At 62.1% G+C, this 22982-nt stretch carries 27 protein-coding genes; 6 read left to right on the forward strand and 21 right to left on the reverse strand.

From position 1 onward, the window contains the following. Positions 1–43 precede the first annotated feature (43 nt). On the forward strand, positions 44–1132 hold the full coding sequence (gene hrcA, locus D460_RS0108795) for a heat-inducible transcriptional repressor HrcA (RefSeq protein WP_018898172.1): 1089 nt from the start codon (positions 44–46) through the stop codon (positions 1130–1132). A 2-nt stretch (positions 1133–1134) separates the two neighbouring features. Here hrcA and D460_RS0108800 read toward each other — a convergent pair whose 3' ends face one another. Further along, positions 1135–1569 (reverse strand): GFA family protein, encoded by a 435-nt coding sequence (locus D460_RS0108800; RefSeq protein WP_018898173.1) that lies wholly within the window; start codon positions 1567–1569, stop codon positions 1135–1137. Between the two features lie 219 nt (positions 1570–1788). Between D460_RS0108800 and grpE the strand changes: the two genes are divergently transcribed. Next, entirely contained in the window at positions 1789–2409 is a 621-nt protein-coding gene (gene grpE / locus D460_RS0108805) for a nucleotide exchange factor GrpE (protein ID WP_018898174.1), read from the forward strand. A gap of 43 nt (positions 2410–2452) precedes the next feature. On the opposite strand, the gene D460_RS0108810 is transcribed toward grpE, so the two are convergent. Beyond that, a complete protein-coding gene (locus D460_RS0108810; protein ID WP_026282940.1) occupies positions 2453–3397 on the reverse strand; it encodes a nucleoside hydrolase in 945 nt (314 codons plus the stop codon). Between the two features lie 276 nt (positions 3398–3673). On the opposite strand from D460_RS0108810, the gene D460_RS0108820 reads away from it, so the two are divergent. The 3 genes from D460_RS0108820 to D460_RS32850 all read left to right on the forward strand — a co-directional run bounded on the left by D460_RS0108820 (position 3674) and on the right by D460_RS32850 (position 5307). Continuing rightward, positions 3674–4105, forward strand: coding sequence for an Hsp20 family protein (locus tag D460_RS0108820; protein ID WP_018898176.1), 432 nt, complete (start codon positions 3674–3676; stop codon positions 4103–4105). A gap of 50 nt (positions 4106–4155) precedes the next feature. After that, positions 4156–4413: a DUF1150 family protein gene (locus tag D460_RS0108825; protein WP_018898177.1), complete on the forward strand. Its 258-nt coding sequence runs from the start codon at positions 4156–4158 to the stop codon at positions 4411–4413. Positions 4414–4497: 84 nt separating this feature from the next. Beyond that, on the forward strand, positions 4498–5307 hold the full coding sequence (locus tag D460_RS32850) for a carbon-nitrogen hydrolase family protein (protein WP_037111105.1): 810 nt from the start codon (positions 4498–4500) through the stop codon (positions 5305–5307). Here D460_RS32850 and D460_RS0108835 read toward each other — a convergent pair. The 18 genes from D460_RS0108835 to trpS all read right to left on the reverse strand — a co-directional run bounded on the left by D460_RS0108835 (position 5240) and on the right by trpS (position 19938). Further along, a complete protein-coding gene (locus tag D460_RS0108835) occupies positions 5240–5683 on the reverse strand; it encodes an NUDIX domain-containing protein (protein ID WP_018898179.1) in 444 nt (147 codons plus the stop codon). The genes D460_RS32850 and D460_RS0108835 overlap by 68 nt on opposite strands. 21 nt (positions 5684–5704) lie before the next feature. Next, positions 5705–6406, reverse strand: coding sequence for a tRNA (guanosine(46)-N(7))-methyltransferase TrmB (locus D460_RS0108840; protein ID WP_026282941.1), 702 nt, complete (start codon positions 6404–6406; stop codon positions 5705–5707). Positions 6407–6410: 4 nt separating this feature from the next. After that, positions 6411–7652 (reverse strand): methionine adenosyltransferase, encoded by a 1242-nt coding sequence (metK, locus tag D460_RS0108845; RefSeq protein ID WP_018898181.1) that lies wholly within the window; start codon positions 7650–7652, stop codon positions 6411–6413. Between the two features lie 180 nt (positions 7653–7832). After that, on the reverse strand, positions 7833–8252 hold the full coding sequence (locus D460_RS0108850; RefSeq protein ID WP_018898182.1) for a helix-turn-helix domain-containing protein: 420 nt from the start codon (positions 8250–8252) through the stop codon (positions 7833–7835). Between the two features lie 151 nt (positions 8253–8403). After that, the gene (gene lnt / locus D460_RS0108855) at positions 8404–10008 is read right to left on the reverse strand and encodes an apolipoprotein N-acyltransferase (RefSeq protein ID WP_018898183.1); all 1605 of its coding nucleotides are present in this window, start codon (positions 10006–10008) and stop codon (positions 8404–8406) included. 77 nt (positions 10009–10085) lie between these two features. Further along, positions 10086–11237, reverse strand: coding sequence for a hemolysin family protein (locus D460_RS0108860; protein WP_026282942.1), 1152 nt, complete (start codon positions 11235–11237; stop codon positions 10086–10088). After that, positions 11234–11749: an rRNA maturation RNase YbeY gene (ybeY, locus tag D460_RS0108865; protein ID WP_018898185.1), complete on the reverse strand. Its 516-nt coding sequence runs from the start codon at positions 11747–11749 to the stop codon at positions 11234–11236. The genes D460_RS0108860 and ybeY overlap by 4 nt, the downstream gene beginning before the upstream one ends. Further along, positions 11749–12801 (reverse strand): PhoH family protein, encoded by a 1053-nt coding sequence (locus tag D460_RS0108870; protein WP_026282943.1) that lies wholly within the window; start codon positions 12799–12801, stop codon positions 11749–11751. The genes ybeY and D460_RS0108870 overlap by 1 nt, the downstream gene beginning before the upstream one ends. Before the next feature lie 18 nt (positions 12802–12819). Further along, entirely contained in the window at positions 12820–14229 is a 1410-nt protein-coding gene (gene miaB, locus D460_RS0108875; protein ID WP_018898187.1) for a tRNA (N6-isopentenyl adenosine(37)-C2)-methylthiotransferase MiaB, read from the reverse strand. 5 nt (positions 14230–14234) lie between these two features. Beyond that, positions 14235–14447: a hypothetical protein gene (locus tag D460_RS32855; protein ID WP_018898188.1), complete on the reverse strand. Its 213-nt coding sequence runs from the start codon at positions 14445–14447 to the stop codon at positions 14235–14237. 64 nt (positions 14448–14511) lie between these two features. Next, positions 14512–15312, reverse strand: a complete 801-nt coding sequence (locus D460_RS0108885) for a lysophospholipid acyltransferase family protein (RefSeq protein WP_026282944.1) — start codon at positions 15310–15312, stop codon at positions 14512–14514. A gap of 33 nt (positions 15313–15345) precedes the next feature. Then, entirely contained in the window at positions 15346–15774 is a 429-nt protein-coding gene (locus tag D460_RS0108890; RefSeq protein ID WP_018898190.1) for a Fur family transcriptional regulator, read from the reverse strand. Positions 15775–15810: 36 nt separating this feature from the next. Continuing rightward, positions 15811–16305 carry a GNAT family N-acetyltransferase gene (locus D460_RS0108895; RefSeq protein ID WP_026282945.1) on the reverse strand — a complete coding sequence of 165 codons (495 nt, stop codon included), beginning with the start codon at positions 16303–16305 and terminating at the stop codon, positions 15811–15813. A 2-nt stretch (positions 16306–16307) separates the two neighbouring features. After that, positions 16308–16967: a tRNA (adenosine(37)-N6)-threonylcarbamoyltransferase complex dimerization subunit type 1 TsaB gene (gene tsaB / locus D460_RS0108900; protein WP_018898192.1), complete on the reverse strand. Its 660-nt coding sequence runs from the start codon at positions 16965–16967 to the stop codon at positions 16308–16310. 97 nt (positions 16968–17064) lie between these two features. Further along, entirely contained in the window at positions 17065–17631 is a 567-nt protein-coding gene (locus D460_RS0108905) for a NifU family protein (protein ID WP_018898193.1), read from the reverse strand. 110 nt (positions 17632–17741) lie between these two features. Beyond that, positions 17742–18233, reverse strand: a complete 492-nt coding sequence (locus D460_RS0108910; RefSeq protein ID WP_026282946.1) for a universal stress protein — start codon at positions 18231–18233, stop codon at positions 17742–17744. 88 nt (positions 18234–18321) lie between these two features. Then, entirely contained in the window at positions 18322–18753 is a 432-nt protein-coding gene (locus D460_RS0108915) for a cupin domain-containing protein (protein ID WP_018898195.1), read from the reverse strand. A gap of 120 nt (positions 18754–18873) precedes the next feature. Then, entirely contained in the window at positions 18874–19938 is a 1065-nt protein-coding gene (trpS, locus tag D460_RS0108920; protein WP_018898196.1) for a tryptophan--tRNA ligase, read from the reverse strand. Between the two features lie 968 nt (positions 19939–20906). Here trpS and D460_RS0108925 point away from each other — a divergent pair. Continuing rightward, positions 20907–21335 (forward strand): DUF882 domain-containing protein, encoded by a 429-nt coding sequence (locus D460_RS0108925; RefSeq protein ID WP_026282947.1) that lies wholly within the window; start codon positions 20907–20909, stop codon positions 21333–21335. A gap of 20 nt (positions 21336–21355) precedes the next feature. On the opposite strand, the gene murJ is transcribed toward D460_RS0108925, so the two are convergent. Continuing rightward, complete coding sequence (gene murJ / locus D460_RS0108930; RefSeq protein ID WP_018898198.1) at positions 21356–22939, reverse strand: murein biosynthesis integral membrane protein MurJ; 1584 nt, start codon at positions 22937–22939, stop codon at positions 21356–21358. Between the last annotated feature and the right edge of the window lie 43 nt (positions 22940–22982).

The raw sequence follows: 22982 nt of genomic DNA on the forward strand, positions 1-22982 counted from the left end.
TATATTTTGCGGCATCATTATCAGCATGGGTGCGCAAGGCTTAATGGAATTCAGGTCGTCGACGATTTCGGACGCCGTTGCCGCGCTGGACGAACGCTCCAAGGAAATCTTCCGTCGCATCGTCGAGGGCTATCTGGAGACGGGCGAGCCGCTGGGTTCGCGCAACCTTTCGCGCATCTTGCCCATGTCGCTGTCGCCGGCCTCGGTGCGCAATGTCATGAGCGATCTGGAAGAGCTCGGCCTCGTCTATTCCCCGCATGTCAGCGCCGGCCGCCTGCCCACGCAGGTGGGCCTGCGCTTCTTCGTCGATGCCTTCATGCAGGTCGGCGATCTCTCCGCCGAGGACCGCGCCAATATCGACCGGCAGGTGCGGGCGGAAAGCCGTGATGGCCCGATGGAAGCGATGATGAACGAGGCAAGCCGCATGCTGTCGGGCATGTCGCGCGGCGCCGGTCTCGTCATCACATCCAAGAGCGATCCCGTGCTCAAGCACGTCGAGTTCATCCGCCTGGAGCCCACCAAGGCGCTGGCCGTTCTCGTCGGCGATCACGACCAGGTCGAAAACCGCATCATCGAACTCCCCGCCGGCGTCACCTCCTCGCAGCTCACCGAAGCCGCGAACTTCCTCAACGCCCACATGACCGGCCAGACGCTGCCCGAGCTACGCAGCCAGCTCGGCCGCTTGAAGGCCGATGTGCGCCACGAGCTCGACGCGCTGTCGCAGGATCTGGTGGAGCGCGGCATCGCGGTCTGGTCCGGCAGTGCGGATGAAGGCAAGCCGGCGCAGCTCATCATCCGCGGCCGCGCCAATCTCTTGGAAGGTCTGGGCAATCCGGATGATCTCGATCGCCTCCGCATGCTGTTCGATGATCTCGAGAAGAAAGACAGCCTTCTTGAGCTGCTGAATTTGGCCGAAAGCGGCCCGGGTGTGCGCATCTTCATCGGCTCGGAAAACAAGCTCTTTTCGCTCTCCGGCTCCTCGCTGATCGTCGCGCCCTATCGCGACGAGGATGACCGCATCGTCGGCGCCGTCGGCGTCATCGGCCCGACGCGGCTCAACTATTCGCGCATCGTGCCGATGGTCGATTACACCGCCCAGCTCATGGCAAGGCTCTCGCGCCCGTCCAAATAGCGCTATTCCGGCAGCTCAACGCCGGAGCCGCCCATCTCCGAAGGCATGTCCTTGAACTTCGGCAACCCGTCCTTCACATGCAGGATGGTGTCCTCGTAGTTCACATGCATGGTCGGCTTGTAATCGAGATCGGGGATAACGGGCGCATAGACATCGGTCACGCCCCAGAGCGGATGTTCGCTATAGAGATGCCCGCCGCAGGTGTCGCAGAATTTGCGCACGCTGTAGTCGGTCTTCTGAAAGCTCTCGACATGCTCTCCACCCTTGGTGACGCGAACCGCCTGCGGCTGCCACAGCGTGAAGGTGTTGATCGGCCCGGCCGACCAGTGCTGGCAGGAGCGACAATGGCAATAGCCCATCGCGACAGGCGTGCCGGTCACGGTCAGTTCCACGGCACCGCAAAAGCATTTCCCGACATAGACGTTTTCGTCGGCCATCTCAGCACCTCCCAGGTTGAGAGATGAGTGTCGCACCGTATTAGGTTTTGCGAAAGTAAGAATGACATGTGGCTGCCGCCTCGCTGTCGCTTTCATATGCGGTCGTCACGGGCCGAACATGCCTGCGTTTGCGACCTTCTTCGTCACGCAGACTTGATTTTTGATGTTCAAAGTTCGATATCGGGCAGATCCAAAAGCCACCAATGACCGGAGAACGTCATGACTGACGAGACGACGAAGAACGGACCTGACGCAGCCGCGGAAGAAGCCGCAGCCGACGCCGCCGCAAACGTCGAGAACGAGACCGCAGCCGAGCCCGATCCGATCGAGCTCCTGAAGGCTGAGAATGCCGAGCTGCGCGACCGCTATCTGCGCCTCGCCGCCGACATGGACAATCTGCGTCGCCGCACCGAGCGCGAAGTCAAGGACGCCAAGTCCTATTCCGCAGCCGGCTTCGCTCGCGACATGCTGGCTGTCTCCGACAACCTGCGCCGCGCGCTCGACGCCATCCCGGAAGAGGCCCGCGCCGGCGCCGATGCCGGCCTGACGACGCTGATCGAAGGTGTCGAGATGACCGAGCGCTCGATGCTGTCGACGCTGGAGCGCCACGGCGTTCGCAAGCTGGAGCCGGTCGGCCAGAAGTTCGATCCGAACTTCCACCAGGCGATGTTCGAAGTGCCGAACCCCGACGTGCCCAACAACACCGTCGTCCAGGTCGTCCAGGCCGGCTATTCCATCGGCGAACGCGTCCTGCGCCCCGCCATGGTAGGCGTTGCCAAGGGCGGCCCGAAGATCGTCGAAGCCGAAACCAACTCGGTCTTCGACCAGAAGGACGCCTGACCCGATCGGGCCCGCCTAAGCGGGCCTGATCTCATTCAGACAGTCAGATGCGGGCGAAGCGTTCGATCAGGAGATCGAAGAAGCCGTCCGCGTCGACATCGCGCATCACGGTCGCGTTGCGCTTGCGGTCGGTCACGTGCCACCAGTCGACCACGGTCATGCCGACGGTCAGTTCCGACTTCACCTCGATCTCGACATTGCAGACCCGTCCCTTGAACAGTTCCGGCTTCAGCAGATAGGCAACGACCGTCGGGTCGTGCAGCGGGCCGCCGTCCGAGCCGTATTTCTCGATATCGAAGCGCTCGAAGAACTCCAGCATCTCCACCATCGCGATCGCCGGCCGCGTACCGATCTCGGCCATGCGCTTGACGCGCGATTTCAGCGTCAAGAGCTTGTGCGTGACGTCGAGCGGCATCATGACGATAGGCACGCCGGAGCGGAACACGATGTCGGCGGCCTCGGGATCGACGTAGATGTTGAATTCGGCCGCCGGCGTGATGTTGCCGCCCTCGGAATAGCCGCCGCCCATCATCACGAGCTCGCGCACGCGGCCGATGATATCTGGCGCCTTCTGGAAGGCGAGGCCGATATTCGTCAATGGTCCGAGCGTGCAGAGCGTCACCGTGCCTTCAGGCTCGCTGCGCAGCGTCTCGATGATGAAGTCGACGGCGTGGCCGGCCTGCAAAGGCATGGTTGGCTCGTCGAGCTCGGGGCCGTCGAGGCCGGTCTTGCCGTGCACATGCTCGGCGGTGACGAGCGGGCGGGCGATAGGCTTGTCGGCGCCGGCGAAAACCTTGGTATCGGTCTTGCCGCAGAGCTCGCAGACGATGCGCGCATTGCGGCTGGTATAGGAGAGCGGCACGTTGCCGGCGACGGTGGTGATGCCGAGCAGTTCCAGCTCCTCAGGGCTGCCGAAGGCCAGCATGATCGCTGCCGCATCGTCCTGACCTGGGTCGGTGTCGATAATGATCTTTCTCGGGTTTGCCATTCCGTTCGTCCCATCCTCCTGGCGCATATGTCGATGCATGCACCATCTGTTTATCTTCCCGCCGCAAATCGGCACAGCCGGCGCGGGGCAGGATTTGATGCGAGGCGCGGCAAGCTTTGTCAAGGCGGTGCAATCGCGTGCGCGGACGCCGCACGTCTTGGGCCAGCTGTCTCGCGCCCTGTCTTGCGAATGACAGCATTCGTTCCCATATTAGCAACATCCGGATGCTGTCTTCAGGTCCGGAAGGGTCGCTTGCATCAAGGACTTGGAACGCTGATGAGCCGTATGACGCCTTTCGCCAGCCCGCTGTTGCTGGGTTTCGACGCCATGGAAAAGACGCTGGAGCGGATTTCCAAGGCGAGTGACGGATATCCCCCTTACAATATCGAGCGCCTTGCCGCCGACCGCATCACCGATGATCCCGAGCGCCTGCGCATCACGCTTGCCGTCGCCGGCTTCAGCGAGGATGAGCTCGACATCTCCGTCGAAGAAAACCAGTTGGTCATCCGTGGCCGCCAGGTCGAGCAGGGCGAGCGCGAATATCTCTATCGCGGCATCGCCGCCAGGCAATTCCAGCGCACTTTTGTGCTGGCGGACGGCATGCAGGTTCTCGGCGCGGGCCTGAAGAACGGCCTTCTGTCGGTGGATCTCATTCGCCCGGAGCCGTCGCGTATGGTGAAGAAAATTAACATTTCGGTCCCACAGTAGGACAACGGCGCAAATCGCACCGTTGGTCCCTTCTCTCTGGAGGTACAGGAATGTTGATGAAAGAAGCCAATTCGCACCTGACCAAGACCGAGCTTGCCGGCATCGGCAACGGCGAGGTCGCCTATATCAGGAAAATCCGCTCCGAGGATGTTCCCCGGTGTTTTCCGGAAGCTCCCGATATCGATCCGAACGTCGATCTATGGGCGCTCTTCGGCGCGGACGGAACCCCGATCCTCCTCACGGACAACCGCTCCAGCACCTTCTTCAAGGCCGCTGAAGACGAGTTGAAGACGGTCAGCCTGCACTAAGGCGGGTCAGCATGAAAACAGACGGCGTTCCCAGGAACGCCGTTGTTTTGTTTCTGAGGGGCGACTCATGCTACGCCCCATCTCATGCGAATAGTGTCCTTCCAGCGTTTCCCCATTTTCGATGACGCTGAGAAGGCGGCAGGCGTGATCCTGCGCGACCTGACGTGGGCCGACAGCCAAGGCGCCGATCTCGCCATCTTTCCCGAATGCTACCTCCAGGGCCATAGCTACGACCGCGCGATCAACGAGCGGCGCGCGCTTTGCGTCGATGATCCGGCGCTGCAAAAGCTGCTCGACCCGCTCCGTTCCATCAGGGCAGCCGCCATCGTCGGCTTCGTGGAGCGTCGCGGTGATCTGGTCTACAACAGCGCCATGCTGATCGAAAACGGCGCCGTGGCGGGCGTATACGCCAAGGCGAACCCGCTCGAAGATGGCTGCACGCCCGGCGATGCATTTCCTGTCTGGCAAAGGGCCGGTCGCGGCTTCGGCATCAATATCTGCAGTGATTTTCGTGATCCGGCATTCTCCGATGCCATCGTGGCAAACGGCGCCTCCGTCGTCTGCGCCCCGCTCAACATGATGATCCGGGCGCACAAGGTGGATCAATGGCGCGAGCCGGCGATCGAGAGCCTTCGCGCCTGCGCGGTGCGCACGGGCAGCTGGGTCATCTCCTCCGATGTCGTCGGCGACAGGGGAGATGGCTGGATGAGTTGCGGCTGCACGCTCGCCGTCGGGCCTGATGGCGTGATCGCGAGCAAGGTGCCTGAATGGGAAGAGGGCGCTATCCTGCTCGATATTGATTCATGTTACCGGCCTAAGCCGATGCTCAGTCTCGGCCAAACAGCGTGGACGTCGGATAAGGCAGCGCCAGCGGCGGCATGTCGTCTGGTGTGAAGTATCGGATGGATTTCGTCTCGCTGTCAGTCCAGACGCCGTTGCCGTCGCCAATCTGGCACTTGAACAGCGTCACGACATACTCGACCTGATCGCCATTCGGATAAACATATCTGAACTCGCGTCCGCCGAAGACGCCGAGAATGCTGGTCGATGTGACGACAAGCCCGGTCTCTTCCATGACCTCACGGATAATGGCTTCCCGCGGCGTCTCGCCCGGCTCGATCGCGCCGGCGGGCAGGCTCCATGCTTCTCCGGATGATTTTTCCTGCAGCAGCAAGCGGCCCGCCTCGTCATGGATGACGGCGGCGACGGCGGGAAGCAGGATGAGGCGATTGCCGATGAGTTTGCGAAGGTCGATCAGGTAGGATGCCACTCGCCGACCTCGCTTGATCGTTTAGACGCGCTTGAACGTCAGATAGGCCGAGGACCGCCCTTCGCGCCGGGCCTTGGCCTCGTAGCGCGTGCTCGGCCAGCCCTCGTAGGGCGTCAGCCAGTCGGCGGCGTTGCTGGCCTGCCAGTCGAAGCCACCATGGTCGCGGCATTTGAGCAGCGTCCAGTTCACATAGGTGTCGATGTCGGAGGCGAAGCAGAACAGGCCGCCGGGCTTCAGCACGCGGTGAAAGCGGTCGAGATTGGTCTTGGAGACGAAGCGGCGCTTCCAGTGCTTCCGCTTCGGCCAGGGATCCGGGTAGAGCAGGTCGATCTGGTCGATCGATGCATCCGGCAGCCAGTCGAGCAGCTGCGTCGCATCGTCGTTGTAGACGCGGACGTTGCGGGCGCCGGCATTATCGACGCTGGCAAGCAGCTTCTGCATCGAATTGATGAAGGGCTCGACGCCGATGAAGCCGGTGGAAGGCGTTTCGATCGCGCGGTGGATCAGATGCTCGCCGCCGCCGAAGCCGATCTCAAGACGGAGCCGGTTGGTCTCGACGGGAAAGAGCGTGCTCAGCGGCTCCGGGGGAGCCGCCGAGAGGTCGATGATGAACGCCGGCAAGAGGGTGCTGAGCTTCTCCGCCTGTTGTCCGCGAAGTGCCTTACCCTTGCGGCGACCGAAGAAAGCCTCGGTCGCGCGTCCGCGACGTTCCATGTCAGTCATCGTCTTAAGCCTTGATCGCTTCCTTGAGCGGCTTCACCAGATCGGTCTTCTCCCAGGAGAACGAGCCGTCACGGCCAGCCTTGCGGCCGAAGTGGCCGTATGCCGAGGTCTTGGCGTAGATCGGCTTGTTGAGGTCGAGGTGACGGCGGATGCCGGTCGGAGACAGGTCCATGGTCTTGCGGATCGCCGCTTCGACCTGATCCTCGGTGACCTTGTTGCCGGTGCCGTGCAGATCGACATAGATCGACAGCGGCTGGGCAACGCCGATAGCGTAGGAGATCTGGATCGTGCACTTCTCGGAAAGGCCGGCTGCAACGACGTTCTTGGCGAGGTAGCGAGCGGCGTAGGCTGCCGAACGGTCGACCTTGGTCGTGTCCTTGCCGGAGAATGCGCCGCCGCCGTGCGGAGCCGCACCGCCGTAGGTGTCGACGATGATCTTGCGGCCGGTCAGGCCGGCGTCGCCGTCAGGGCCGCCGATGACGAACTTGCCGGTCGGATTGATGTACCACTTGCAATCGTCGGCGATCGGCAGGTCGCCGAGAGCTTCGCGGATATAGGGTTCCACGACGGCGCGGACCTTCTTCGAATCCCAGCTGTCGTCGAGGTGCTGCGTGGAGAGAACGATCGAGGCAACCTCGGACGGCTTGCCGTCGACGTAGCGAACGGTGACCTGGCTCTTGGCGTCGGGGCCGAGCTTGGCGGCGTCGCCATTGCCTGCCTTGCGGGCGGCGGCGAGCAGCTGCAGGATCTTGTGCGAGTAGTAGATCGGCGCCGGCATGAGATCCGGCGTTTCCTTGCAGGCGTAGCCGAACATGATGCCCTGGTCGCCGGCACCCTCGTCGCCCTGCTGGTCGGCGGCGTTGTCGACGCCCTGCGCGATGTCGGCCGACTGCGAGTGCAGGAGAACGTCGATCTTGGCGGTCTTCCAGTGGAAGCCGTCCTGCTCGTAGCCGATGTCCTTGATGGCGCGGCGTGCGGCGGTCTTGAACTTCGACGGGTTGATGACGTCGGCGCCGTTCTTGTCCTTCTTCATCAGGCTCGGCGGCAGGCGAACTTCACCGGCGATGACCACACGGTTGGTGGTTGCCAGCGTTTCGCACGCGATGCGCACGCCCCATGGGTTGATGCCGGTCTTGGCGGCTTCGCGGTACACCAGATCCACGATCTCGTCGGAGATACGGTCGCAGACCTTGTCCGGGTGACCTTCGGCTACGGATTCGCTGGTGAAGAGGTAATTGGCACGCATTCCGGGATTCCCCTCAAAGAATAAAAAGCTGCGTAGTGGTACTCAGTTCACGGCTGAAAAACAAGCGCAGAAGGACATAAATATATCTTTATATCTGCGGCGAAGTGACAAATTTTGCCCAAAAAACGCAAAAAAGCGGCCTTTACGACCGCTTTCTCTATTATGACTTATGAGGGATGCTTATTCGGAGTCGGCTTCGGCGGCGAGCGCCTTGACCAATTCGACGACCTTGCGGCGCACCTTGGGATCGGTGATCTTCACGAAGGCGCGGTTCAGCTGCAGGCCTTCCGAGGACGACAAGAAGTCGACCACGTAGTTGGAGCTGGAGGCTTCCGCCATGCCACCCGCCATGCCAGCGTTCTCGCCCGGCGCATCCTCGAAGAAGAAGGAGACCGGAACGTTCAGAATGCTGGAGATGTTCTGCAGCCGGCTCGCGCCGACGCGGTTGGTGCCTTTTTCGTATTTCTGGATCTGCTGGAATGTAATGCCAAGGCTTTCCCCAAGCTTTTCCTGGCTCATTCCAAGCATAGTCCGGCGAAGGCGAATACGGCTGCCGACGTGAATGTCGATCGGGTTCGGCTTCTTCTTGTTCTCAATCATGGTGCTGCCCTAACAATAATTCTGCCCTTGTTTAAACCGGCACGCCCAAACCCATCCCCAAAACGCCACGTTGCAAAGTGCGATCTATTCACCTTGAACCATACGTTAAGAATGCCGATCCTAACCACTATGCAATTTTAGGGGTTTTCGGTCAATTACGCTTGAAAACAAAACCAAAACGCGAAGCCATTGCAATTGCAAGCAGAAGTGTTTCGATCAACCAGAAGTACGTTTCGCGTGACAGCGGCAGATGGGTCGGAGAGGCGAAACTATCAAGGGTTGCGTCAATAAAGCCGGTCTCATTGAGCGAAAGACCTGCAATAATTTCACCACGGGGGCTGACAAGGGCGGAAATCCCGCTATTGCCGTCGCGAATCAGCGGCAGACCCGTTTCCACGGCCCGAACGCGGGCCTGCTGGAAGTGCTGGTAGGGGCCGGGCGTGGCGCCAAACCAGGCATCGTTGGTGATGTTCAAAATGGCCAATGCCGAGCCGATATCGCCGGTCATTTCTCCAGGGAAAATGATCTCGTAGCAGACCAGCGGATAGAGCTTCAGTCCGCTTGGCAGCGTCAGCAGCTGGCGCGTGGCGGCCGCCGAGAAGCCGCCGGGCATCTCGACGATATTCTGGATGCCGAACTCACTCAGCAGGCTCTCGAACGGCATGTATTCGCCGAACGGCACGAGGTGCACCTTGTCCGAGGCGGCGATGATCTGGCCACGACCGTCGATCACGTAGATCGAATTATAGTAGCGCGGCGGATTGCCGGGACCCATGTCCTCGGCGCGCACGGCGCCGGCCAGCAGCACCTGGTTGTCATCAAGCGTATCGGCGATCCTTGTCAGCGCATCCTGGTTATCGGTGAGGATGAACGGGATCGCCGTCTCCGGCCAGACGATGATGTCGGGCTTGCGGCCGCCATCCTTGGGCGCCTCGGCCGAGAGCTTCAGATGCTTCTCGAAGATCGCCGCCCGGTCGGCGTCGTTGTCCATCTTGGCGCTCTGGTCGATCATCGGCTGCACGAGGCGGATGACGGGGCTCTTGTCGGTCGTGGCGGCAACCGGCTTCGGTGCGCCGTAAAGCACATAGCCGCCATATCCGACATGCGCGGCAAGCAGCAGCAGTGCCAGCGAAATGCCGGTTTTGGCGCCCTGCTTGGTACCCAGGAGGGCAGGAGCGGCGAAAACGAAGACGGACAGCGCGGTGATGCCCATGATCCCGATGATATGGGCCGACTGCATCATCACGGGCACCGGCGTCATGCCATAGCCGATCGCGTTCCACGGAAAGCCGGTGAAGAGCACGCTGCGCGCCCATTCCAGCAGGCCGAAGCTCGCCGCCAGCGCCGCGATCCGCCCGACGCCATCGGACCAAAGGATGCGGGCAAGTGCGGTCGCCAGGCCGTAGAAGATCGCCAGCACCGCCGGAAGCCCGAAGATCGCCAGCGGCAGCGCCCAGGCAAACTCCTCGGCATCGATCATCAGCGCATGCCCGAGCCACCAGAGGCCGGCGACGAAATAGCCGAAGCCGAACAGCCAGCCGGTGACGAAGGACGGCCAGAGGCGCCCGATGATGCCGCTGTCGGGTGCGGCCGCGGCACCGTCGATCAGCCAGACCAGCAGCGTGAAGGACACGAACATCGCGGCGAAGAAGCCGATGGGGGGGAGGGCCAGAACGCCGAAAGCGCCTGCAAGGATCGCCAGCAGCACTCTCTTGTAGCCCCAGACCAGGATGACCCTGTCGGCAATTCGCTCCATGCGCACCCCACCAATCCGCGAATCAACTGAGGTCGCAGTGTTTCAAAAAAGCCGCCCGTTGTCGTGGTTGGCAGTGATCAGTTTGCCGTCGGCGTCTCGCTCTGGCGTTCGTCGCCGTGGTCGAGACCGATTGCGCCGTCACCATCGCTCTTCGCGCGCCGGCGGATGGCCTGACGCTTGCGGGTAATCCGCACGCGCTTGATGCGGCGCGGATCGGCGTCGAGAATGTGGAACTCGAAGCCCGGCAGCGCCTGAACGACTTCGCCGCGCACCGGAATGCGTCCGAGTTCGGAGAAGATCAGCCCGCCCAGCGTATCGACTTCGTCGACCTGCTCGGTGATGTCGAAATCCGGGCCGATGGCTTCGGCGATATCCTCAAGCTCGACGCGGGCGTCGGCCACGAACATGTCCTCGGAGACGCGCTTGAACATGACTTCTTCGTCGTCATGCTCGTCGTCGATATCGCCGACGACCATTTCCACGATGTCCTCATGCGAGGCTAGGCCGTCGGTGCCGCCATACTCGTCGATGACGAGCGCCATCTGCGTGCGGTTCACCTGCATGCGGCGCAACAGGTCGGAGGCCAGCATAGAGGGCGGAACGAACAGGATCTTGCGGATGATGCCCGCTTCGGAAAGCGTCTTCTGCAGGTCCACGCGGGCAAGGTCGAAATTCGGCTTGGCCGAACGCGGCGCCTTCTGCAGGTTCTCCGGCGCGACCTCGACGATCGGCTCGGCGCCCTTGGTGGCCTTGGTCGATCCACGGCGCTTGTTGCGCGCCTGTTTGGCGACGTAGGAGAGGAGATCGCGGATGTGCACCATCCCGCGCGGATCATCCAGCGTCTCGGCATAGACGGGCATGCGCGAGCGGCCGGATTCCTCGAACAGGATCATCAGCTCGCCGATGGTGATGGTCTGGTCCACCGCCTCGATATCGGCGCGCGGCACCATCACGTCGGCAACGCGCACTTCGCGGAAGCGCAGGATGTTGTTGAGCATCGCCTTCTCGTCGGCGGAGAAGGCATCGCCATCGGCCGCGTCGGTCATCAGCGCGTCGGCAAGGTCTTCGCGGATGCGCGAACCCTGCTGTGGCCTCAATATGCGGGCAGCCCGCGACCAGAAGGATTGGGATCGTCCGGACTGCCTGCTACTACTGCCACCCTCGTCGGAGGATGATTGATCGGCGGTGTCCTTGGCCTCGGTGGCCGGTCTCGTCGTAAAGTCGCTCATGGTTCCATTTTAAGGTCTTGACCCTCGTATGGGTCAGATAGGCCGAGTTTCGCCAAAATGCGAGTCTCCAGCCCCTCCATTATCTCGGCTTCGGTATCATTATTATGATCGTAGCCGAAGAGATGCAAGAAGCCGTGCACCATTAGGTGGGTGAGATGGTCGTCGAAACTCTTTTCGAGCTCGACCGCCTCGCGGGCCACGGTCTCCCTGGCGATGATGATATCGCCAAGCATCGGCCCTGGAACCTTGCCCGGCTGAACCGGGAAGGCGGGGAATGAAAGCACGTTGGTCGGCTTGTCCTTGCCGCGCCATTCCGCGTTGATGTCCTGGATGGAGGCGTCGTCGGTGAAGACCAGCGACACCTCGGGGACCATTTTCGGAAACGGCTGCTTCTCGGTCTCGCGCAGATAGGTCGCGGCCGTTTCCAGCACGCGGTCGGCCAGCGCGTGGAGCGCGTCTTCGGAGGGCCATTCGCCCTCCTCGATGCTGATCTGTATGTCGAGTTCGGCCATCAGTCCTGCTGCGCGGCCTCTGCTGTATCAGTCAGATAGGTCGCGTCGTAGGCGCGAACGATGCGGCCGACCAGCGGATGGCGCACGACATCGGTGTCCTTGAAGCGGATGATCGAGATGCCCTCGACACCGTTCAAGAGCTGCAGCGCCTCGACCAGGCCCGACTTGACGCCGCGCGGGAGGTCGATCTGGCTCGGGTCGCCGGTCACGATCATGCGCGAGTTTTCGCCGAGACGGGTCAGGAACATCTTCATCTGCATCGACGTCGTGTTCTGCGCCTCGTCGAGGATGACGGCAGCGTTGGACAGCGTGCGACCGCGCATGAAGGCCAGCGGCGCGATTTCGATGACGCCGGCGGTGATGGCACGATCGACCTTGTCGGCTGGCATCATGTCATAGAGCGCGTCGTAGAGCGGACGCAGATAGGGATCGACCTTCTCCTTCATGTCTCCGGGCAGGAAGCCCAGGCGCTCGCCGGCTTCGACAGCCGGACGAGAGAGGATGATCTTTTCGACGACGCCGCGCTCCAGAAGCTGGGCGGCGTGAGCAACGGCGAGATAGGTCTTGCCGGTACCGGCGGGGCCACAGCCGAAGACGAGTTCGGAGCGCTCGAGCGCACGCAGATAGGCATCCTGCGTCGGCGTGCGGGCAATGATGGTCTTCTTGCGCGTGGAAACCTGCGCCATCGTCAGCTTGGCCTTCTTCTCCATCGTCGGCAGGCTCAGCTGATCGTCGGCTGCAACAGCCATGCGGATCGCGCCCTCGACGTCGGAACGTTCCACGCTGCCGCCCTTCTGGAGCTTGTCGTAGAGATAGTCCAGCGTGCGGCGCGCCTGGTTGGTGGTGACGATGTCACCCGAGATCACGACGGAGTTGCCTCGCGCTCGGGCGTCGATGTTCAGGCGTTCCTCGAGAAGCTTGAGGTTCTGGTCGAATTGACCAAACAGTTCGCTGGCGAACCGATTGTTTTCGAACGTCAGAATAAAGTGATTGGCGTCGCTCGCGATGCGTGGGTGGCGCGGTGAAGAAGAAACCAATTCTTGTCCGTTCAAGCGGTCGAGCTCCTTGAGTTAGGCACCAGCCTCTACCATCTCGGAAAACAGGCTGTTGGGTCCGGTACCTGTGATTCGCACTTTGATAATGTCACCGATTTGCGATGCTTTTGCATCAACATTCACCGACTGAAGCCAGGGGGAACGGCCGATAAGTTGTTGAGACATGCGACCAGGCTTTTCAAGCAACAGTTCGATGGTCTTCCCGACGCAGGATTCGGCAAATTCCTGCTGCTGCTTCAGGAGAAGCGCCTGCAGGCGTTCGAGCCTTTCTGCCTTGATCTCTTCCGGCACTTGGTCCTTCAGATCAGCGCCGGGCGTACCCGGCCGCGTCGAGTATTTGAACGAGAAGGCCTGCGCATAGCGGACCTTCTCAACGAGTTTTAGTGTATCCTCAAAATCGGCATCTGTCTCCCCCGGAAAACCGACGATGAAGTCGCCCGAGAGCGCGATATCGGGACGCGCGGCGCGGATGCGCTCGACCAGCGTCAGATACTCGGCAGCCGTATGGCGACGGTTCATCGCCTTCAGGATCCGGTCGGAGCCCGCCTGCACCGGCAAATGCAGGTAGGGCATTAGCGCTCTGAGATCGCGATGCGCCTCGATCAGCCTGTCGTCCATGTCGCGCGGATGGCTGGTGGTGTAGCGAAGGCGGGCAAGGCCGGGGATTTCGGCGAGCCGGTAGAGCAGGTCGCCCAGCGTCCATTCCTGGCCATCAGAGCCGAGGCCGTGCCAGGCATTGACGTTCTGGCCGAGCAGCGTGATCTCGCGCACGCCGCCCTCGACCATCTTCTGCGCTTCCTCGACGATCTGGCTCACCGGACGCGACACTTCCGAACCGCGCGTATAGGGCACCACGCAGAAGGTGCAGAACTTGTCGCAACCTTCCTGCACCGTCAGGAACGCGGTCACGCCGCGCGCCCGGATCTTGGTCTTTTCGGCGATCGGCAGATGCTCGAACTTGTCTTCCAGCGCATATTCCGTATCGACGATGCGCTGCCCCTCCTTGGCGCGGCGCAGCGCTTCCGGCAGGCGGTGATAGGTCTGCGGCCCGATGACGACATCGACGGCGGGCGCCCGGCGAAGAATCTCTTCGCCTTCGGCCTGCGCCACGCAACCAGCCACGCCGATCATGAACTCGCGGCCTTCCTTGTTGCGCTCCTTCTTCATGTCGCGCAGTCGCCCGAGCGCCGAGTAAACCTTCTCGGCCGCCTTTTCGCGGATATGACAGGTGTTGAGCAGCACGAGATCGGCCTGCTCCATGTCCTCCGTGGGCTCATAGCCGTCGCGCGCCAGAGCATCGCTCATGCGCGTGGAGTCATAGACGTTCATCTGACAGCCGTAGGTCTTGATGAAAACCTTGCGGCTGTTGCTGCCATCACGGAGTGTGGTCTCCGGGGCCGGGAGGAGGGCGCTGTCCTGGGTCATGCCGGCTATTTAGTGGTTTTTGACGCGCGAGAAAAGGGCTTGTTATCCCGTCTTCCGGTGGCGTCGAACTTGGGGAGCCCGATCACGGCATCGGCCCAATCGGCTGCCTTGCTGGCAGGGTTCTCGGCATCCTCTTTCGCCATGCGCTCGATCTCGTCATCGGAGAGCGCCCGGATGCGTGCCCAATCTGTGTTTGCTTCCGCTTTTCGCTTTGCCATGCCAGACGGTTCTCCAGCGTCAGCTTTGAAGTCTGCAAGATTATGCCGATGTCGGCAACGGCTTTTACGCTTGGTCGTCCCGGCCCCTGAGCGCCGAACCAAGCATGGCGCGGATACGGCTGGCGATCGTAGCGCTGACCTGCTTGCGGTTGGTCTCGGCGCTGTAGGAGACGGCTTCGCCGAAGTGGACATCGACGTCGAAGGCGCCGCAGCGGAGCATGTCTTTCAGGTGCGGCAGCATCTCGACATCGCCGGGCCAGGAGGCGAGCGGGCGGTGGTAGCGGCCCATGGGGAGGCCGTGCACGCCGGTATAGGCGACCGCGACGGGCTGCACGATGACGGTGCCGGTGGGCGATGCGGGCACGGCCATGGCGGCCGCGCCGAACAGCGAGGATTTCACCTCGAGCAGCCTGTTGCCATCAGACGTCGTGCCCTCTGGAAACAGCACGACGATCTCGCCGTCGGCCATGCGCGCGGCGATCTCGCTCACCTGGTTGCCGGTGTTGCGCTTTTCCTCGCGCACCACGAACACGCTCTTTTGCAGCTTGGCGAGCGTGCCGAAGATCGGCCAGTCACGCACCTCGTTCTTGGCAATGAAGGCGACGTCGGCGATTGAGGACAGCACCATGATGTCCATCCACGAGGAATGGTTGGCGCACAGCATCAGCGGCCGGTGTGTTTCCATCTGCCCGTGAACGCGAACCCGGATGCCGAGACAGAAGCAGATGATCCGGTGCCAGACGCGCGGCAGCCAGCGGCGCATCTTCCAGTCGTAGCGCAGGGCAAGAAGCTGCCAGGGCATGAGCAGGATACTGGCGATGAGAATGACGATGCCGGCGAGGGCGACGCGCAGCCAGGCGATCAAATCGAACACTCCGCGGCTGCACGCATCATGATATCAGTGATCGTCCTTCTTGAGCGGTATGCCGTAGAGTTCGAGCCGGTGATCCACCAGCGTGAAGCCGTGCTCGCGGGCGATCCGCTCCTGCAGCGCCTCGATCTCCGGCGAGCGGAACTCGATGACGACGCCGGTCTTCAGGTCGATCAAGTGATCGTGATGCTCTTCCGGCACCGTCTCGTAGCGCGAGCGGCCGTCGCGGAAGTCGTGGCGGGCGATGATGCCGGCGTCCTCGAACAGCTTGACGGTGCGGTAGACGGTGGAAATCGAGATCTTGGCGTCGACCTTCACCGAGCGGCGATAGAGCTCTTCCACGTCGGGATGGTCTTCTGATTCCTCGAGAATGCGCGCAATGACCCGGCGCTGCTCCGTCATGCGCATGCCGCGCTCGGTGCAGAGTTCCTCGAGGGTCTTTGCCACATCCGTCATCAGGAGCCTTTCGATAGTCAACGTCTCAAGACGGAACTAGCGAAGAATACGCTTCATGACAAGCGCCGTGGACACGTCGCCATTGGCGTCCTTGTAGTATCCACGGCGTTCTCCGACCTGGTCGAAACCGAGCTTGCGGTAAAGTCCGAGTGCCGCGACGTTGCCCTTGTCGACCTCGAGGAAGATGCTCTCGCCGCCGCGCTGCTTTGCCTCGCGCATCGCCGCCTGCATCAGTCGCCATCCAAGCCCCGACCGCCCGACCTTCGCCTGCACGGCGATGGTCAGGATCTCGGCCTCGCCGGCAACCTCACGCGCCAGGACGAAGCCCGGCAGCGGCTTTTTCAGGAAAGCATTCGTCTGCCGCGCCACGAAGCCGAAGACGTTGCCCTGGCTGAGCAGGCTGTAGAACTCGCCATCGCCCCAGGGACGCGCGAAGCGCTCTCCATGCAGTGTCGAGACCGCATGGCAATCATCGGCATCCATGGGGATGATTTCGAATTCCGGCTTCAGCGACAGATAGGATTCCAGCATGGTCATACTCGCGCAATCGCAAACCCGGCCTGCGGCTTGGCGTCAGGTCCGCGCAGATAAAGTGGCTTCGGCTTTCCGGAAGAGGGGTCGGCGGCAGCGGCAAGGCGCGCCACGATGGAGATGGGGAAATGGTTGGCGTGTTCGCCTGTCGCGTCCGGCCGCAGCAAGGGTGTCGCCGAGCCGGTGATAACGCCGTCGAAGGATGCCGCGAAGGCCTGCGCGTCCTCGACGGTCACGGCCCTGGCTTCATCGAGCGGCGTGCCGTCGGCGTCGAAGGCCTGCAGATAAATCTCGTTGCGCTTGGCATCCATGGCGGCCAGCACCTGTCGGCCCGGCGAGCGCTCACGTTCGGCTTCGGCCATGACCGCGAGCGTCGTGATGCCGACAGCGGGCACGCCAAGCGAAAGGGCAAAGCCACGGGCGGCGGCAACGCCGACGCGGATGCCGGTGAAAGAGCCCGGACCGATGGTGACGGCAACACGCTCGACATCGGAAAGCTGAACTCCCGCCTGATCCAGCGCGCGATCCACGATCCCCATCAGATGCTCTGCATGCCCCTTGCCGATCATGTCCGATGCCTCCCCCAGCACCGTATTCCTGCTGCTGTCATAGACAGAAGCAGCGCAATCCACACCTGCGGTGTCGAGCGCCAGTATGATCATGGCATCTATTTCCGAATAAACCGTTCCTGACCTGTCCATACATCGCAAAACGCCGCGTTTGCAAACGCCGCATCATCGCGAATGTCGGTTCAGCGCGTCAGACGGCTTCGACTTCCTGAACTTCCGGCACGAAATGGCGCAAAAGGTTCTGAACGCCGTGCTTCAGCGTTGCCGTCGAGGACGGGCAACCCGCGCACGAGCCCTTCATGTTCAAATAGACGGTGCCGTCCTTGAAGCCGCGGAAAGTGATGTCGCCGCCATCCTGGGCAACGGCCGGACGCACACGCGTCTCCAGCAGTTCCTTGATGGTCAGAACGATCGTCTCGTCACCCTCGTCGAAGAATTCGCCATCGGCATCGGCTGCTTCACCAAGAACGGAGGAAGCGCCCATCACCGGCTTGCCGGACATGAAATGCTCCATGATCGAGCCGAGGATGGCGGGCTTCAGGTGCTGCCACTCCTGGTCTTCCTTGGAGACGCTGATGAAATCGTAACCGAAATAGACGCCGGTGACGCCGTTGATCTCGAACAGGCGCGCGGCGAGCGGCGAGGCAGCCGCTTCCTCGCGATTGCGGAACTCGGCGGTGCCGCTCTCCATGACGATCTTGCCCGGCAGGAACTTCTGCGTGGACGGGTTCGGCGTGGCTTCGGTCTGGATAAACATGGTGCTCTCCGTGCGGCAGGCGCGCGCCCGCGACGTATTTAGAATTCTTCAAAAGTAGAAATAAGCCGTTTGGCCTCGCTATTCAAGAGATTGATACTCAAGAAAGCGCTTTATGCCAACGCGTCCAGTTCCTCATCGCTCAGTGTATCAGGCAAGACGGTGACGGGGATGGGAAAGGCCGCACCACGACCGGCGACCGATGCCACCAACGGCCCCGGACCTTCCTTGGCGGAGCTTGCGGCCAGCACCAGAATGGCGATGTCGCGGTCGTCCTCGATGACGGCGTTGATCTGCTCGGCAGCACCGCCTTCGCGAATGACGATCTCCGGCTCGATGCCGATATTCTCGCGCACCAGCTGGGCCGACTTGGCGACAACCGCTTCGGCTTCCTCGCGTGCTTCGGCCCGCATGATCTCCTCGACCCCCAGCCACTGCTGGAAGTCGCCATCGGGGATCACGTAGACGAGCACCAATCCGCCATTGGAATTCTTGGCGCGCCGGCCGGCATAATGGACGGCGCGTTGGCATTCGGGCGTGTCATCGATCACGGCCATGAACTTGCGGCGGTGACCTTCGAGCCGTGAGAGTCGTTTTGATACCATGAGCGCGACTCTGACACTTGATCCGGGAGATTTGCAAGTCCCCGTTTTGCCGCAAACTGTCCGCTCACCGACAGGTGTTCGGCCGAGGCTATCGTGGTGCTGCAACGAGCCCGTAGAGCAGCATGATTTCCTTCACATGCTCGATGTCGGGCTTGCCGATGACATTGATGGCCGATGCAATCTCCTCGAAGAAACGCCTGCCGATCAGCCCCGGCGTCATGGTGATCAGCGCGCGTGCCGTTTCCTGATGCAGGTTCTCATGCGTGTGGACGGTGCCGCGCGGAATGAACACCGTGTCGCCGGCCCGCACCTCGCAGCGCTCGCCGTCGACGGTCGTCGTCATCGTTCCGGAGAGACCGAAGATCACTTCGTCGACATCTTCGTGATAATGCGCCGCCGGCACGCGGGACTGGTAGGGGACCACGAACTCGAACATGACCATGCTGCCCGCGCTCTGGTCCTCATCGACCAGCAGCCGAACCTCCATCATGCCAATCTGAATGAGGTTCCGGTTGCGCATCTTGGCCTCCTCATGGCTCTGAGGAGAGTACGCCGCAGTCCAGTCTTGGACAAGTGCGGGCCTTCGACAAGTCTGGCCCGTTGATAGGCTCGGGCGGCCGAAGCCGCCCGGCTGTTGTTGCTAGTAGAGGAAGCCGACGATGTCGCGGACTTCCTTCATCGTCACTTCGGCCCGGGCGCGTGCCCGCTCGCCGCCATCACGCAGGATCGCGTCGATATGGCTGGTGTCGGCCATCAGGCGGCGCATCTCGGCGGTGATCGGCGATAGCACCTTGACCGAGAGGTCGATCAGCGCCGGCTTGAACACGGAGAACTGCTGTCCGCCGAACTCCGCAAGCACCTCGGCCTTCGACTTGTCGGCGAGTGCGGCATAGATGCCGACGAGGTTGTCGGCCTCCGGGCGGCCCTGCAGGCCGTCGAGTTCGCTCGGCAAGCCATCCGGATCGGTCTTCGCCTTGCGGATCTTCTTCGAGATCGCGTCCTCGTCGTCCATCAGGTTGATGCGCGACAGATCCGACGGGTCAGACTTCGACATCTTCTTGGTGCCGTCGCGCAGCGACATGACGCGCGGCGCCGGGCCGTCGATCATCGGCTCGACCATCGGGAAGTAGGCATGCACCGGCTCTTTGCCGACGGTGATATCCACCCCGTATCCGGCCTTGCGGATATGCTCGGCGTAATCGAGGTTAAACTTCATCGCGATGTCGCGGGCAAGTTCCAGATGCTGCTTCTGGTCGTCGCCGACGGGAACATGCGTTCCGCGATAGACGAGAATGTCGGCGGCCATCAGGCTCGGATAGGCGTAGAGACCGAGCGAGGCCTGCTCACGGTCCTTGCCGGCCTTGTCCTTGAACTGCGTCATGCGGTTCATCCAGCCGATGCGTGCCACGCAGTTGAAGATCCAGGCGAGTTCCGCATGCTGCGGCACGGCCGACTGGTTAAAGACGATATGCTTCACCGGGTCGATGCCGGAGGCGATGAAGGCGGCGGCGATCGAGCGGATCTGGTTCGGCATGTCCTCATGCACCAGCTGCGCGGTCAGCGCATGCATGTCGACGACGCAATAGATGCAGTCGTTGCCGTCCTGCAGCGCCACGAACTTGCGGATCGCGCCGAGATAGTTGCCGAGATGGAGATTGCCGGTCGGCTGAACGCCCGAAAAGACCAGTTTCTTGAATTCGTTCATCATGTCCTCGATTAGGCTTGTGGAGGGCCCCAGGGCCAACGGCCCATGTTGCTAACGTCGCGGCTTATGCACGTCGGATGGCTTGTGATCAAGGGGTTGTGGTGGTGTGGCTGCGGATGGGGTTGGAGGTGTTGCGGCTGGTCCTCTTTGCTCGGCTGGATGTTCAGCATTGTACCGTGTGGCCCCCTCATCCGGCTGCCGCCACCTTCTCCCCGCGGGGGAGAAGAGACTCGGGGTGGGCCGCTCGCTCAACCTCCCCTTCTCCCCCGCGGGGAGAAGGTGGCCCGAAGGGTCGGATGAGGGGGCCACACGGCAAAACCTCTCGATCATCAAACCCCAATCCACAAACACACCAAACCCCCACGCCGCCCGAAAGCCCGTGTCTCCATCATTCCAATCTTCACTCGGACGGGGCGCTGGAAATCACCTCGATTGGGTAAGTAGAATATGGCGCTTCCCAGCGCCCCGTTCGGCGGTTTTTATCCGCGACTTCGATCTCTCTGCCTTCTCGCCCAACTTCGCGGCGAGACCATGTGTGCCTCACAGGCACGTCCGGGCTCAACTCAGGCACTATCTCACGACAGAACCCGCCGTCACCGGAGGGAGATCATTTTCCGCGGACCCGGATCGTGAGGTTTTGCGTCATCCCCTCACGCTCCGCGCCGATCCCGCCTCGCCGGCACGCCTGCCGGGGTATCCGATGATGGGACGCCGACAGTGTAAGGCGGGGTTTTCGAGGTGGGGAAAATCAACGGGCGATTTTTTGTGAACATGCTCAGGCGCTCTCGCGAAAAGGGCAATTCATACTTCATTTTAGGTATCTTGAATGTAACAATTCGACGTAAAATAAGGCGCTCTCCTGATGTACTAGGTAGGAGTTTCCTTAAATTGGCCATTTTTGAGGAGAGTTTTCCGCCCGCAAACGCGAGCGCCGCCTTTTGCGGCGCTCCCAACTGGGGGACGACATGATGCATCCTGCATTCTCAATCGCACTCGCCGGCTTGTTCAGCCTCTCCAGCCTCAATGGCGCCACCGCCCAGAATGTTCGAAAACTCTCGATCGGGCCGCTGAAGAAAAATGAAACGCTTGCCTATAGTCTGCAGACCGTCAGCGTCCGCGCCGGCTGCTTTCCGCCGAAACTGAGGGGCATCCTCACCTATATCGCCGACAAGACGGGCCGCCGGCCACTGGTCACCTCGGGGCTGCGGGCGCATTCCGGCCGCTCGCATTCGCAGCACCGCCATTGCGCCGCCGCCGACATCCGGGTGCCCGGTGTGTCCGACAAGACGATCATCGCCATTGCCGCGCAGGCGCCCGGCATCGGTGGCATCGGCCGTTATTGCAACGGCATCATTCATGTCGATGTCGGCCCGAAGCGCCGCTGGACGCACTGTTAGAGCTGCGCCAGCCGGGGAGCTCAGCCGTCGGTCTTGGTAACCGCCGGCTTGCGGTTGAGGTTGCGGCGGATCATGCCGAGGTTCGCGCCGCCGATCAGAAACGCGGTGGCGAAATAGACCACCATCGAAATCCCGATCAGCATGCCGAGCGTGCCGACCTTGGTGGCAAGCGAAGCGCTCGAGGCAAGCCACGGCTCCCAGCGGTGCTGGAGATACATGATGACAGCGCCCATGACGGCGGCAGACACGACGAGCAGCGCCGTGCGCCGCGCCAGCGCCCATTCCCATGTCAGGTGGCCGCGTCTCAAGAGTGTGGAGAAGAGAAGAACCGTGCTGATCCATCCGGCCGTGGCTTCCGCGACCGCGATACCCGGCGCGCCGAGATAGGGAAACAGCGTCAGTGCCGTGGCGCAATTGACGCCGACGGCGACCGCTGAAAAGCGCATCGGCGTCTTGGTGTCCTCGCGGGCGTAAAAGCCAGGCTGCAGCGCCTTGATCAGCACGAAGGCCGGCAGGCCGATGCCGTAGATCGCCAGGATCGAGCCGACGATCATGGTGTTTTCCTGATGGAACGCGCCGCGCTCGTAGAGCACGCGGATGATCTCGTCGGAGAGGATCCACAGCGCGAAGGCGGCGGGGATCGTGAGAAACATCACGAACTCGATCGAGCGGTTCTGCAGGTTGCCCGCTTCGCGCAGGTTCCCGCCTTTCAGCGCCCGCGCGAGCTCAGGCAGAAGCACGACGCCGACGGCGACGCCCACCACGCCGAGCGGCAGCTGGTAGATGCGGTCGGCATATTGAAGGGCGGCGATCGCGCCTTCCTTGCTGGAGGCGATCGCCTGGCCGATCATCTGGTTGATCTGCGTGATGCCGCCGGTTACGGCGGCGGGGATGGCAAGGATCAGCAGCCGCTTGACGTTGGGCGTGATCCTCGGAAAGCGGATGCCGATGCTCATGCCCGCGTGCATCACGCCAACATAGACGACGGCGAGCTGCAGGACACCGGCCACCAGCACGCCCCAGGAGAGATACCAGGCGGTCTGCAGCGGCTCAGCGCCGGTGTAGAGCGCGTAGAAGAGCGCCCCGATCATCACGACGTTGAGGAAGACGGGGGCCACGGCGGCGGCGAAGAAGTGATGCAGCGAGTTCAGCATCCCGCTCATCATCGCCGTCAGCGACATGCACATCAGATAGGGAAACATCACCGCCGCCATGCGCACGGTGATCGAGAACTTCTCCGGATCGTCGGTAAAGCCCGGCGCGATGATGAAGCGCACCAGAAGCGGCATCGAGAGTTCCATCACGATGGTGATGAGCAGCAGCACCGAGAAGAGAACGCCGAACACTTCCTCGGAAAAACGCTTGGCTCCGTCAGTGCCGTTCGCCTCGATTTCCTTGGCGAAGAGCGGCACGAAGGCGGCGTTGAAGGCGCCCTCGGCAAACAGCCGGCGAAACAGGTTCGGAAAGCGGAAGGCCGCGTAGAACACGTCGGCCATCGGCCCGGTGCCGAGCGCTGCCGCCATCAGCGTTTCGCGGGCGAAGCCGAACAACCGGCTGCCCAGCGTGGCGCCGCCGACGGTGGCGAATTTCTTGACGAGGCTCATGCGGACGCTCTCATGACGGTTGTTTCAGACGGATCGGCCGGAA

It is taken from the genome of Rhizobium sp. 2MFCol3.1 (assembly GCF_000377565.1).
GTDB lineage: Bacteria > Pseudomonadota > Alphaproteobacteria > Rhizobiales > Rhizobiaceae > Rhizobium.

What these genes read in the sequence shown, in the direction of transcription:
- D460_RS0108890 (WP_018898190.1), bottom strand. Translation starts at nt 15,774, where the DNA reads ATGACGGATGTGGCAAAGACCCTCGAGGAACTCTGCACCGAGCGCGGC.
- D460_RS0108915 (WP_018898195.1), bottom strand. Translation starts at nt 18,753, where the DNA reads ATGCGCAACCGGAACCTCATTCAGATTGGCATGATGGAGGTTCGGCTG.
- miaB (WP_018898187.1), bottom strand. Translation starts at nt 14,229, where the DNA reads ATGACCCAGGACAGCGCCCTCCTCCCGGCCCCGGAGACCACACTCCGT.
- murJ (WP_018898198.1), bottom strand. Translation starts at nt 22,939, where the DNA reads ATGAGCCTCGTCAAGAAATTCGCCACCGTCGGCGGCGCCACGCTGGGC.
- tsaB (WP_018898192.1), bottom strand. Translation starts at nt 16,967, where the DNA reads ATGATCATACTGGCGCTCGACACCGCAGGTGTGGATTGCGCTGCTTCT.
- D460_RS0108850 (WP_018898182.1), bottom strand. Translation starts at nt 8,252, where the DNA reads ATGATTGAGAACAAGAAGAAGCCGAACCCGATCGACATTCACGTCGGC.
- D460_RS0108895 (WP_026282945.1), bottom strand. Translation starts at nt 16,305, where the DNA reads ATGCTGGAATCCTATCTGTCGCTGAAGCCGGAATTCGAAATCATCCCC.
- D460_RS32850 (WP_037111105.1), top strand. Translation starts at nt 4,498, where the DNA reads ATGCGAATAGTGTCCTTCCAGCGTTTCCCCATTTTCGATGACGCTGAG.
- D460_RS0108800 (WP_018898173.1), bottom strand. Translation starts at nt 1,569, where the DNA reads ATGGCCGACGAAAACGTCTATGTCGGGAAATGCTTTTGCGGTGCCGTG.
- metK (WP_018898181.1), bottom strand. Translation starts at nt 7,652, where the DNA reads ATGCGTGCCAATTACCTCTTCACCAGCGAATCCGTAGCCGAAGGTCAC.
- D460_RS0108810 (WP_026282940.1), bottom strand. Translation starts at nt 3,397, where the DNA reads ATGGCAAACCCGAGAAAGATCATTATCGACACCGACCCAGGTCAGGAC.
- D460_RS0108910 (WP_026282946.1), bottom strand. Translation starts at nt 18,233, where the DNA reads ATGGTATCAAAACGACTCTCACGGCTCGAAGGTCACCGCCGCAAGTTC.
- lnt (WP_018898183.1), bottom strand. Translation starts at nt 10,008, where the DNA reads ATGGAGCGAATTGCCGACAGGGTCATCCTGGTCTGGGGCTACAAGAGA.
- D460_RS32855 (WP_018898188.1), bottom strand. Translation starts at nt 14,447, where the DNA reads ATGGCAAAGCGAAAAGCGGAAGCAAACACAGATTGGGCACGCATCCGG.
- grpE (WP_018898174.1), top strand. Translation starts at nt 1,789, where the DNA reads ATGACTGACGAGACGACGAAGAACGGACCTGACGCAGCCGCGGAAGAA.
- ybeY (WP_018898185.1), bottom strand. Translation starts at nt 11,749, where the DNA reads ATGGCCGAACTCGACATACAGATCAGCATCGAGGAGGGCGAATGGCCC.
- D460_RS0108860 (WP_026282942.1), bottom strand. Translation starts at nt 11,237, where the DNA reads ATGAGCGACTTTACGACGAGACCGGCCACCGAGGCCAAGGACACCGCC.
- D460_RS0108820 (WP_018898176.1), top strand. Translation starts at nt 3,674, where the DNA reads ATGAGCCGTATGACGCCTTTCGCCAGCCCGCTGTTGCTGGGTTTCGAC.
- D460_RS0108825 (WP_018898177.1), top strand. Translation starts at nt 4,156, where the DNA reads ATGTTGATGAAAGAAGCCAATTCGCACCTGACCAAGACCGAGCTTGCC.
- D460_RS0108925 (WP_026282947.1), top strand. Translation starts at nt 20,907, where the DNA reads ATGCATCCTGCATTCTCAATCGCACTCGCCGGCTTGTTCAGCCTCTCC.
- D460_RS0108840 (WP_026282941.1), bottom strand. Translation starts at nt 6,406, where the DNA reads ATGACTGACATGGAACGTCGCGGACGCGCGACCGAGGCTTTCTTCGGT.
- D460_RS0108905 (WP_018898193.1), bottom strand. Translation starts at nt 17,631, where the DNA reads ATGTTTATCCAGACCGAAGCCACGCCGAACCCGTCCACGCAGAAGTTC.
- trpS (WP_018898196.1), bottom strand. Translation starts at nt 19,938, where the DNA reads ATGAACGAATTCAAGAAACTGGTCTTTTCGGGCGTTCAGCCGACCGGC.
- hrcA (WP_018898172.1), top strand. Translation starts at nt 44, where the DNA reads ATGGAATTCAGGTCGTCGACGATTTCGGACGCCGTTGCCGCGCTGGAC.